The following is an 11,780-nucleotide window of genomic DNA, read 5'->3' as shown; positions in this document are numbered from 1 at the left end:
CATTTACAATTCCCATTATTTTTTCAATTTGATCTGATGCTAGCCCGTCAGTTAGTCCTCTTAACACTGGAATACCGCCTGCTACGCTCGCTTCATAACATAAATCACAATCATTATCATTTGCCAGTTGAAGAAGCTCTGCACCATATACAGCCATTAAATCTTTATTTGCTGTTACGACATGTTTTTTATTTTCTAAAGCCTTAACAATATGCTGTTTTGCTTCTTCAATTCCGCCCATTACCTCTACTACAATATCAATATTTGAATCATTTAGAACTTCATCTGCATGACTTGTGACTGCAATTCCGTCAATACAAACATCGCGTTCTTTTTCCAAATCACGTACAACGACTGTTTTCGCTTTCACTTCGTATCCTGTATCAAGAGCGATTTTTTTATAATGTTCTTTCAAAATATGAACAACACCACTTCCGACCGTACCTAAACCTAATACCCCAACATTTATAACGTTATTCATCTTCTAATCTCCTCCTACAATTTTATTATTTATCTCTATCAATCACCTTGCTCTGCTTTTTAATTATGCAGGTGGTGGTTATTTCCATACGTATAAATAGTTTCATGTTACCGCACCTCCCTTCAAAGTAATAAAAAACACACTCATCCCTAGGAAAGGGACGAATGTGTTTTCGTGGTTCCACCCTTGTTCCAACCTAGGCGTATTTCTCCCTAGATTGCTCAAGTTCAGATAACGGCTGATTCCGTCAATAATTACTAGATTACTCGTTCACTATTGAAGTTCAAAGGTGGTAAAATCATTTCTCGTGTTAGGAAGCTCACACCCTTGGCTTCCCTCTCTGTAAACCGTAAAAATGATTCCGTGTCCTTATCGTTACTTTTTCGTTCATGTTTATTTGTTAACTCATTATACTCGCATAAAAAACAAAATCAATACTATTTTTTAATTATTTTAAATTTTCAATCTCTAAGGTCGTAAAAAAACACACTCATCCCTAGGAAAGGGACGAATGTGTTTTCGTGGTTCCACCCTTGTTCCAATCTAGACATATCTCCTTCTAGATTGCTCAAGTTCAGATAACGGCTGATACCGTCAATAATTACTAGATTACTCGTTCACTATTGAAGTTCAAAGGTGGTAAAATCATTTCTCGTGTTAGGAAGCTCACACCCTTGGCTTCCCTCTCTGTAAACCGTAAAAATGATTTCTTGTCCTTATCGTTACTTTTTCGTTCATGTCTATTTGTTAACTTATTATAGTTATCAACTTTTTAAAAAGCAAGCCTATTTTTACTAACTATTTTCAAGAACTTTTTTTATTATATTTTACAATAGCATTATGCAACCGCCACTCAATTTATCTATTTTGTTATTTCTCCAGTTTGTAAATCAACGGTTCGTATATAAATTCCCCATTCTAAAACCCGTACATATCCGCTCCACAAAACTATATCAATAAAATTTTTAATACAATCTTTTTGTATAACTTTCTTCTAAAGAACGTGCAACATCTTCTTCTGAAGTATTCACTTTCGCATGCTCCAGTAACATTTTTGCTGCTGAAGGTAACTCTTTTTTATTTAACCAAGATTCTGGATCCCACATCTTAGAACGAATAAAAGCTTTTGCACAATGAATATAACACTCTTCTATTTCAACAACAATTCCAAGCAATGGATTACGTCCATTCGCCTGCATTTCTTTCAAAACTTCTTCGTCGTTTGTAATATACGCTCGGCCATTTATTCTGAGTGTCTCCCCAAGACCTGGAATAAAAAAGATTAATCCTATACTTGGATTGGAAATAATATTCAAAATGGAGTCTATACGGCGGTTTCCTGGTCTTTCCGGAATAATAATTTTACTATTATTTAATATGTAAACAAATCCAGGTGCGTCTCCTCTCGGCGAGGCGTCACACTCCCCCAACTTATTTGCAGTAGATAATACTAGAAAAGGAGATTTAGAAAGAAAATCTATGCAATGGTGGTCTAATGATGAAATAACTTTTTTCAATGCTCGCTCACTTGGTTGCCCCAATATTTTCCGTAACTCTTCCTCTGTTGAAATAATCGATTTTATTTCCATACGCTCTATCTCCACTTATAACCACTCCTTTTTCTTTATTTTCCCAAAATTCAATACAAATATTGTATAATAAAATTTGAGGAAAGGAGAATTAAAATGACAGAGTGGTTAACAATATTTGATCCTGAAAGAAATACACTTGGGAAGAAATTACGTGACGAAGTGCATCGTGACGGTGATTGGCACGAAACATTTCATTGTTGGTTTGTAGAAAAAGATAATGAAGATATGTTCTTATATTTCCAATTACGCTCTAAAAATAAAAAAGAAGCTCCATGTATATGGGATATTACTTCAGCTGGACATATTATGCATGATGAAGATGTACAAATTGGTGGCCTTCGTGAAATCGAAGAAGAATTGGGGCTTTCCTTTCAAACTACTGATTTAATATACAAAGGCATCTTTAAAATAGATTATGAAATTTCAAATCTTACTGATCGTGAATTTTGTCATATGTATTTTCACAATGTCAACAATCCACTTCCATTCGCACCAGGTGAAGAAGTAGACGATGTGATGAAAGTACATACAACTCCTTTTCTACAACTATTAAAAGGAGAGATTTCATCTTTAACGACGATTTCAGTCCTAAAAAATAAACCGATTACGATAACATTTGAAGATATTTATCCGTATGATCTTGCATACTATGAATTTGTTGTTGAACAAGGAAAAGAACTACTAAAAAATAATAGTTTGTAAATATAATAGGACTCCTATCTATCGTTGACTGAGAGTCCTATTTTCCTTATCATCATTGTTCAATTGTCTTTAATCTCTTCTCTACTCGCCTAAATAAGTGAATGATTAACAATACCATGACCGCCATAATCACTGCTGTTGTATGTGGATATCTAAACAGTATACTAATAATACTTCCAATTAACATCATGATGAATCCGTTTTGCTTCATCACTTCTGCACTATACCTATTACCCGCATCCCATAATTCCTTATTTTTCATGGATCGTTTCGTACGATAACCATATGCTGCGTTAATATCCGTTGGTGGATTTTTTTGAAGGATAATTGCAGCAAGTATAAATATAACACCGATCAATATGCTTATTCCTACGTTTACTAATGCATAGATCAATTATACCCCCCCTAACTTACACCCTCATTATACGACACGACCCCTTTTTTTCCAATTTATAACGCATTCAATTTCTTTCTTTTGATGTCTGGAACATACTCGGAAGTGTTACAAAACGTGCCCCTTTCGTTTTTAACTGCGGAATGATTTTGTCTAGTGCATCTACAGATCCTTGTAGATGCCCACCCGGTGTTGAATGCTGAAGGATGACACTTCCTGGAAATGAATTCCCTAATACATTATTTGTAATCGTATCAGCGCTTACACCTTTCCAATCAACTGTATCAACACTCCACTGTACAATCATAAAATTTTGCTCTGTCGCCCACTTCAATTGATTTTCAAGTATTTCACCGTATGGCGGACGTATAAACTTTGGTGCATAACCAGCTAAACGATTTAATATTTCTTCTGTTTTTATAATTTGATTACGGTACTCATCCTCATTTACTTTCGCTAAATTTGGATGACTATACGTATGATTACCAATTACATGCCCTTCATTTGCAATACGCTTTACTACGTTCGGAAATTTTTCTGCGTTTTCACCAAGTAAGAAAAAAGTAGCTTTTACATTATGTTGTTTTAACTTATCTAATATTTTTGGCGTGAATTCTGAATCTGGTCCATCATCAAATGTAAGAGCTACTTCCGCTTTATTATACGGTCCTGAAAATGCGTACGCATATTTTTCAACCCATGAAAATGGTGTCCACGATCCACGATCATCTACTTTCATTTGTACTTCATAGCTTTGAGGGATATATGCGTATGGCAATGCGCTTATATATTCTCCATAATAAAGTGAGTTATATGGCATATAAGCATACGAAACATCTCGTTCTAGTCCCCATTGATATGGAGCAAACATTTCTGGCGAATAAAAATAATACATGATAAAAAACCTCCCTAAATTTTCATATGTGATTCATCTGCACTTTGTTAGAGAAATTGTTATTCATAAACAAAAATAAGACTGTCCTTAATTAGGACAGTCTTACTGCTTTATATTATTAATAAATTGATGTACTATCTTTTGGCAAAGCTTTCACATGTTTTAAATAGTTCGTCACTTTATCATCATCTTGCGGATATTGATATTCATATGTGTTAGCAATTTCGTTCGCCACTTCTCTAAATAAATCACCCATAACAAAGAATGACTCCCATATATTTTCATATTCTGCATTAGAAAATGTCCTTTTAAATTGCTCCCACATATCTTCTTCAATATATTGCTCGAAATGCTTTCCAAACTTCCCTGTATTAACTGTAAAGTCTGTTTTCATACCAATATACCATTCTAGCATTACGATGAACATATCTCGCACTGGTCCTTCAAGCATTCCTTTTGCATAAGAAAGTTCCTCTCGCCATAACCCTTTTGCGATATTCGTACTACACCACCAAAATTCATTACAACAATCTAAAAACTCTTTTTCTGTAGGCTTTTTTACTAAGTAATCTTTATCACTTGCTGGTGGGAATTCTTCCAGACAATTATCTTTATCAAGAAGCAGTTTACTTAAACTATCTTGTCCAACGAACTTTTTTATTAACTCAACTGGAACTAGCGTTAAATCAATCCGATTCCCATCCATGAACTGCATTAAATACGGAAACTTTCCATCTTGATCTGGTTGAACTAACGACATTTCTTCTGGCATTTGTACTATCATTATTTCTCCAAATCTATGAACCCAATTATGATTAGACGTAAAAGATTGTATATCATTTACAACATACATAATATCATAGTCTTGAAAACAATCTCTTTTCACATTTGGATTTACACGCGATCCATTCATGATAACTGCTCGAATTCTTTCATCCTCTATTGCTGTATTTATAATTACGTCTAACATTTCTTTTTCAGTTCTCATCTACTCACAACCTCCAATTTTTTAATATATAATATAGTGCTATACTGGAGGGCCACGAGCTAATCTCGTTATACACGATACATGTTATAATTTTTCAAACATCTTTTTCATTCCATCTGTCTCCTTACATCATTCTTTTACGATTGCCATTACAAACCCATCGTATCCCTTACTTCCGACAGTTTGAAGCGCTGTAGCTAACACGTGGCTCTGCAGCTATTAATTCATAGAAACGACGTATCCCTTGTACACGAGGATAGTTACTAGTATCATTAATAACTTCTCCTTCACGTACTACATTATCTCCAATAATTACGGTACCAGGGCGTGATAGTTTCAGTGCCCATTCAAAAATAAGTCGGATTATTTTGTTTATCAGCATCTATGAAAATAAAGTGAAACTTTAATCAGTGGGGGGACATCCCCACTGATTATTAGTTGAACCAATCGGGCGTTTACGGGCAGTTGATCTCCCACCTAACTTCTTTGCACCAGCCGACCTTTGAGGTGGGAGTCTTACTGCCCGTTAATGCGGGATAAAATCAAAAGGTTCATACTTCTCATTTTCTATTTGTTGTAAAGAATCTAACGCTAATCCTGTTCGTATTTCAATTTTATCATTCAAATTAGCACGTTCAATATTGCTACGTGCAATTTCTGCATGTTTTTCATTTGCTTCCAATGTAACAACTTGGCCTCCAGATGGTAAGCCCCTTGCAATCCATATCGTGCTATATCCGCCTAGAGTACCAATTTCCAAAATGTTTCGAGCTCCTTGAATTTGTACTAATAGTTGTAAAAACTTCCCTTGCGTTGGCGATACATCATGTGCCGGTAAATTAGCTGCAGCATTCGCTTGAAGGACCCTTTCTAATGTAGAATCTTTCGGTATTAATACATCACTCATATATTGATCAACAGCCGTCCATTTCTCAATTGTACTCATGTAAATACCATCCCTTTCAATTTCCCAACGCTTTCTACCATTCACTTTTAATTATACTGAAAATTCTGTCTCTAATACAAAAAATAAAGAAGGGACATCTCCCCCTTACAGAATAGATATCCCTTCTTTTAAAGTTAAATTTAATTCCTATGGATTAGTAGACCAAAGCCCAGCAGATTTAATAAATGTACGTTTATTTAATTTTAGCTGCGCTACGATAAATTCTGCAATATCTTCTGCTTGCATTACTTTATCAGGGTTTCCATCAGTTAATCCTAAATCTACAGCCATATCAGTTGCTACTGTACTTGGTGTTAAAGCTGTTACACGAATGTTATGCTTACGAACTTCCATCGCTAACGATTCAGTTAAACCAAGAACACCAAATTTAGAAGCACTATATGCACTTGTTACAGGTGCACCTTTTTGTCCTGCTGTAGATGAAATGTTAATGATATCACCAGATTGTTGTTCAATCATGCTCGGTAAAGCAGCACGAGTTGCATAGTATACACCCATTAAGTTTACTTGAATGATTTTTTCCCAATCAGCAACGTCTAGTTCTAAAAACTTACCAAACTTAGAAATACCAGCGTTATTAATTAAAATATCGATAGATCCTAAACCATTTTTTAACGTTTCAATCGCAGTAGTCACTTCTTCGTATGAAGAAACATCAGCAGTTGCAATAACAGCTTTTACGCCTTCTGCTTCTACTTCTTTCGCTACAGCTTTTAAGTTTTCTTCTGAACGAGCTAATAGGCCTACATTTACGCCTTCTTTCGCTAATGCAATTGCGACAGCGCGACCAATCCCTCTACCTGCTCCTGTAATTAAAGCATTTTTGCCTTGTAATAATTCTGCCAAGTATAACACTCCTTAATCATCTCAGTTATGTATTATATTAAAATTGTATCTATGTTTATGTAAAAAGGCAATGATGCACTTTCATGTGCGTAGGTTACTTGTAGGTAACTATAGAAAATTACTATGCATTCATTGCACGTATTTATCATTATTCATGCAAAATAAAGACACCCTCCTCATAAAAGAGTGTCTGCGTATGAAATAAAAAATGGTTCTTTATCACTACACTATTTTTCTTCATAATTAGGAATACACACAATAAATTCTGTTCCATTTCCTTCTTCACTCTCTACTTTTATCTCTCCTTGATGAAGGTCGAGTACTTTCTTTACAATAGCTAAACCTAAGCCACTTCCTCCATAGGCACGATTTCGTGAAGAATCCGCTTTATAAAAACGCTCAAAAATATGTTGTTTCTGTTCTTCAGATATACCAATTCCTGAATCACGGATACGCACTTCCACTACTGTTTCATGTTCCTTTAACTGAATAATAATCGTACCACCGCTTGGAGTAAATTTAATACTATTATGAATTAAATTAATCCACACTTGACTCATACTTTCTTGATCAGCAATAACATGTACTTTTTCTAAATCTAGTTCTAACTCAATTTCTTTTTCAGCCCAGAGTGGTTCACTATTTAACACAATTTGCTTTAACTGCTGATCTAATCGATAACTCACTCTTTCTGGTATATACTCTTCTGATTCTAAAAGAGTTAGCTTTAATAAGTTTTGACTTAGTTTAGATAATCTCGTTGTTTCAGTTTCAATAATGGTAAGATAATGCTTTCTTTTTTTCTCAGAAAGATTATCGTCTTGTAGTGCTCTAGCAAATCCTTTTATAGAAGTTAATGGTGACTGTATTTCATGAGAAACATTCGATACAAATTCTTGTCTCATTTTCTCCATCGTATTCAGTTCATCTGTCATATCATTTATACTTTTTACGAGCACGCCAATTTCTCCATCATACTTTTCTTCATTTCGTATTTTTACGGAGAAATCTCCTTTTGCAATTTTTTGTATCGGTTCAATAATAGTCCAAATCATTGCCTCTCGTTTTGGCCTCATTAATATTCCAATTAATGTCCAAATAAGAATAATAAATACAAAACCGACCATATCACTAATTAGAAAGGCAACAAACGGCGATACGTTTACGTCAAAAGCATTCAATATACTAGTTGCTACATAAAATGCAATAGACCAAATGATAGTAAGAAAAGAAAAGAGCGCTAATATCGCTCCAAATACTTTCAGCATCTTCAACTTACTCATTCGTTTTCCTTTTCTCATTTACTTACCTCTAAGCGATACCCTAATCCTCTTATTGTTTTAATACTAAATTTCGACTGCTCTTCTTGAAACTTCTCACGTAACCGATTAATATGAACGTCTAGTGTACGTTCATTCCCTTCAAAATCATATCCCCATATTTCTTCAATTAATTGCTCTCTCGAACAAGTTCTTCCCGATTTAGACCCTAAAGTAAAGAGCAGCTCAAATTCTTTTAACGGTAACGTAACCGTTTGTTCTCCAGATGTAACTTCGAATGTTTTACGATTTAATAATACATTTCCAACTTGAATCGATTGTGAAACTGTAATTTGGTAACGTTTCAATAATGCCTTTACTCTCACTACTAGTTCTATAGGGTCAAATGGCTTTACAAGATAATCATCTGTCCCAAGGTGAAATCCTTTTACTTTTTGTGATGTTTCCCCTTTGGCAGTTAGCATCAGAACCGGGATATCATAGTATTTTCTTAATTCAAAACATACATCAAATCCATCCATATTTGGCATCATGATATCAAGAATAACCATATCGATTTTTACGTCATCCATTTTCCGAAGTGCATCTACTCCATCGATTGCCTCATATGTTTGAAAACCTTCTCGTTCTAAAAATACAGAAACGAGTTCCCTAATGTGTGGATCGTCGTCTACTATTAAAATTTTAGGTATCAAAGGAACCATTTCCTTTCTACTTAGCATCTAATATATTTTTTTAAATGAATCATCAGTGGAGTAAAATCCCACTGATGATTCATTTTATAATGCACCCTCTTTAATTTTCAATTGTTGCGTTGCAAACTCGCGATACATATCATGCGTCTGTAATAATTCATCATGCGTACCACTACCTGTAAGATTCCCTTTTTCAATAAAGATAATTTTATCTGCATCTACAACAGTAGAAAGTCTATGCGCGATCACTAACGTTGTTCTGCCTTTCATTAAGTTATTTAACGCTTTTTGAACGACAGACTCAGATTTACTATCTAAGCTTGAAGTTGCCTCATCGAGCATAAGAATTTGCGGATTTCGAAGTAACGCCCGGGCAATGGCAATTCGCTGTCTTTGTCCACCAGAAAGCTTCACACCGCGTTCTCCAACTTCTGTTGCATAACCGTTTGGTAAGTCATGAATAAATGCATCAACATATGCCATTGCTGCTACTTTTTCAATTTCTTCATCCGTTACTTCGCCTTCAACGCCGTAACAAATATTATCACGAATCGTTCCATCGATTAACGGACTATCTTGTGATACGTAACCAATTTGACGTCGCCATGACTGTAATGAATAACTCGTAATTGATTCTTTTCCTAATTTAATGGCACCGCTAGTTGGCTCATAAAAACGTTCCAGTAATGAGAATAACGTTGTTTTCCCACTACCACTTGGTCCTACAATCGCTGTCACTTTTCCAGATTCAATTGTGAAATCAATATTTTTCAAAACTTGCTCTTCTTCGTTATACTCAAAATGTACATTTTCAAGAACGATCGGCTGCTTAGCATTTGTCACTTTCACACCAGTTTCATGATCTTCTACTTCATATTCTAAAATCGTACTAATTCTTTCAGTTGCACCAATTGCCTTTTGAAATTGTGTAAAGAACATAGATAATTGACTCATCGGCATTATAATTTGAACTAAATACAAAATAAACGCTACAAGTTCACCAGTTGTTAATGCACCGCTAGAAACTCTCATCCCGCCATATCCTACGATAATAACAAGTAGTGCCATTAAAACAAACGACATAACTGGCGAAATTAATGCTTGCACTTTTCCTTCTTTCAAACCAAATTGTAATAACTTTTGTATACCTGTATTACCCGTTTCATATTCTCTTTTTTCTGTATTTGAAGATTTCACTAAACGAATTTCTGATAACACTTGCGTTAACACACTTGTAAAAGATGCCGTTTCATCTTGAAGCGCTTTTGAAATCTTATACATTTTTCGTCCAAGTGGAACTAAAATTAATACAGACAACGGAATAACCGTTAAAAGTAACGCAGTCATTTTCCAATCTAACACAAATAATACAATTAACGATCCAACAATTGAAATACCACCTGTTAATAAGTTTGACAAATGCTCAGAAATTAACGTCTTCACAACACCTGTATCATTCGTCATACGGCTAATAGTATCACCTGTTCTATTTTGATCGTAATAAGATACCGGCAAGATAAGTACCTTTTTCCACAAACGTTCTCTTAGTCCCGCTACAATTTTCTGCCCAATATAATTTAGTAAATATATAGACAACCCTGCCGCAATAGTTTGCATTACAAAGAAAGCAACTAACCCAACAATTTGTCCTGCACTAATTGAAGAAAGCGAAAAATTATCTACTAATCCTTTTGTCAGCATAGGAATAAATAAACTCGCTCCCGTAGAAAGCAAACTCATTAATAACGCAAAAACTAAAATTCCTTTCGGAGGATTTGTATCTTGAATAAGGCGTAAAAACTGCCTCCAGCTCCCTTTTTTCTTCATTTCATTTCTAACTTCCATTCCTGTTCATCTCCTCGTGTTAAACCAAACTGTTCTTTCTAAAATTAGAATACGATACAAATGTAAACTGAATGTAAACACACTTTTTCTATTTTTACAAAATATACATAAAAACTCATCTTTACAACAGATATAAACATCTGATATTATTACCTGGTACTTAATATTATTCTATGTAAATTATAGATAAATAATTTAAAACACGATATAAAAGTTAGTGAAAGGAGTATCCTTTTTGCAAACAAATATACTTTCTGAAAAGGAAACAATTATTTTTATTCATGGATTAGTTGGCAATCGTCGCGCCTTCAAAAAGGAGCAAAAACGATTTTCTGCCTCCTACAACATTATAACTTATGACTTATTAGGTCACGGTGATGATAAAGGAGAAGCAATCGACTTTTCATTACAGCGCCTCGTAGATCAATTATTAAACTTATATGAACAAGAAGGTATTAAAAAAGCTCATATTTGTGCGCTAAGTTACGGCTGTTACATTTCTACAATTTTTGCACAAATGCATCCAGAAAAAGTATTAAGTATTTGTCATATTGGAGGACATTACAATAACCCTTCTCGCTTATATAACGTATTCCAAAAATTTTGGGAGAAACGAGGAGATGAATACTCTAAATGGCTCTCTCAATACGCAAATACTATTTTTCCAAGTGGTATACTAAAATCAAATCCGTTTGCAGTCATTTCAAGAAATATTTACTACCGTTTCGGATTACAATTACATTCATCCATTATTGCCCAGTCATTACGACATCGGTTAGAATTCGATTTAAAGTCTAAATTAAAATCACTTCCTCACCCTATACTATGGGTAATGGGAGAGCATGATCATCTCTATAAATCTTGTCTATTTGATTTGAAATCTATTTTACCTAACGTTCTATACAAGGAAATACCTTTAGCAGGACATGCAGCGAACTTATTTCGTCCTAACTATTTCCACGACTTATATGATCGATTTTTAAATGGAAAGTTAAAATAAAAACTATTAAACTTCCAATTTATTCAACTATAAAAAGGCTTCCCAAGTTTCCTTGGAAAGCCTTTTCTCTATACGAAAAGTATATAAAACTACTT

At 34.4% G+C, this 11,780-nt stretch carries 11 protein-coding genes, 2 pseudogenes and 2 other annotated features; of the genes and pseudogenes, 2 read left to right on the top strand and 11 right to left on the bottom strand.

The window, feature by feature from the left end; genetic code table 11:
- A partial coding sequence (locus tag MR160_RS24215; protein WP_242298214.1) for a homoserine dehydrogenase occupies positions 1-481 on the bottom strand: 481 nt, incomplete at its 3' end.
- A gap of 153 nt (positions 482-634) precedes the next feature.
- Positions 635-866 (bottom strand) — a binding site (T-box leader).
- 115 nt (positions 867-981) lie between these two features.
- Positions 982-1,213: a binding site (T-box leader), on the bottom strand.
- 233 nt (positions 1,214-1,446) lie between these two features.
- Positions 1,447-2,085, bottom strand: a complete 639-nt coding sequence (locus tag MR160_RS24210) for a pyridoxamine 5'-phosphate oxidase family protein (protein WP_000402140.1) — start codon at positions 2,083-2,085, stop codon at positions 1,447-1,449.
- 81 nt (positions 2,086-2,166) lie between these two features.
- Between MR160_RS24210 and MR160_RS24205 the strand changes: the two genes are divergently transcribed.
- A complete protein-coding gene (locus tag MR160_RS24205) occupies positions 2,167-2,775 on the top strand; it encodes an NUDIX hydrolase (protein ID WP_000141353.1) in 609 nt (202 codons plus the stop codon).
- Between the two features lie 52 nt (positions 2,776-2,827).
- On the opposite strand, the gene MR160_RS24200 is transcribed toward MR160_RS24205, so the two are convergent.
- The 9 genes and pseudogenes from MR160_RS24200 to MR160_RS24160 form a co-directional block, all read right to left on the bottom strand.
- Positions 2,828-3,166 carry an SdpI family protein gene (locus MR160_RS24200; RefSeq protein ID WP_025989011.1) on the bottom strand — a complete coding sequence of 113 codons (339 nt, stop codon included), beginning with the start codon at positions 3,164-3,166 and terminating at the stop codon, positions 2,828-2,830.
- Positions 3,167-3,236: 70 nt separating this feature from the next.
- Positions 3,237-4,064: a peptidoglycan-N-acetylglucosamine deacetylase gene (locus MR160_RS24195; RefSeq protein WP_000291206.1), complete on the bottom strand. Its 828-nt coding sequence runs from the start codon at positions 4,062-4,064 to the stop codon at positions 3,237-3,239.
- Positions 4,065-4,182: 118 nt separating this feature from the next.
- Positions 4,183-5,052, bottom strand: a complete 870-nt coding sequence (locus MR160_RS24190) for an aminoglycoside 6-adenylyltransferase (protein WP_079245455.1) — start codon at positions 5,050-5,052, stop codon at positions 4,183-4,185.
- 129 nt (positions 5,053-5,181) lie between these two features.
- Positions 5,182-5,447 (bottom strand): annotated as a pseudogene (locus tag MR160_RS24185) (O-methyltransferase); the annotation flags it as partial.
- A 149-nt stretch (positions 5,448-5,596) separates the two neighbouring features.
- Positions 5,597-5,998 (bottom strand): annotated as a pseudogene (locus MR160_RS24180) (O-methyltransferase); the annotation flags it as partial.
- 147 nt (positions 5,999-6,145) lie between these two features.
- Positions 6,146-6,865, bottom strand: coding sequence for a 3-ketoacyl-ACP reductase (locus MR160_RS24175; RefSeq protein WP_000818985.1), 720 nt, complete (start codon positions 6,863-6,865; stop codon positions 6,146-6,148).
- A gap of 227 nt (positions 6,866-7,092) precedes the next feature.
- Entirely contained in the window at positions 7,093-8,166 is a 1,074-nt protein-coding gene (hitS, locus tag MR160_RS24170) for an envelope stress sensor histidine kinase HitS (protein ID WP_142307883.1), read from the bottom strand.
- Positions 8,163-8,840, bottom strand: a complete 678-nt coding sequence (gene hitR, locus MR160_RS24165) for an envelope stress response regulator transcription factor HitR (RefSeq protein ID WP_016082005.1) — start codon at positions 8,838-8,840, stop codon at positions 8,163-8,165. Before hitR ends, hitS begins: the two co-directional genes overlap by 4 nt.
- Before the next feature lie 84 nt (positions 8,841-8,924).
- Positions 8,925-10,685 (bottom strand): ABC transporter ATP-binding protein, encoded by a 1,761-nt coding sequence (locus tag MR160_RS24160; RefSeq protein WP_079245452.1) that lies wholly within the window; start codon positions 10,683-10,685, stop codon positions 8,925-8,927.
- 235 nt (positions 10,686-10,920) lie between these two features.
- Between MR160_RS24160 and MR160_RS24155 the strand changes: the two genes are divergently transcribed.
- Positions 10,921-11,685: an alpha/beta fold hydrolase gene (locus MR160_RS24155; RefSeq protein ID WP_079245451.1), complete on the top strand. Its 765-nt coding sequence runs from the start codon at positions 10,921-10,923 to the stop codon at positions 11,683-11,685.
- Positions 11,686-11,780 lie beyond the last annotated feature (95 nt).

It is taken from the genome of Bacillus cereus group sp. BfR-BA-01382, from assembly GCF_022663475.1.
Lineage (GTDB): Bacteria > Bacillota > Bacilli > Bacillales > Bacillaceae_G > Bacillus_A > Bacillus_A thuringiensis_S.
Note: the sequence above shows the minus strand (reverse complement) of the source record. Positions and strands in the feature narration are given on the sequence as shown.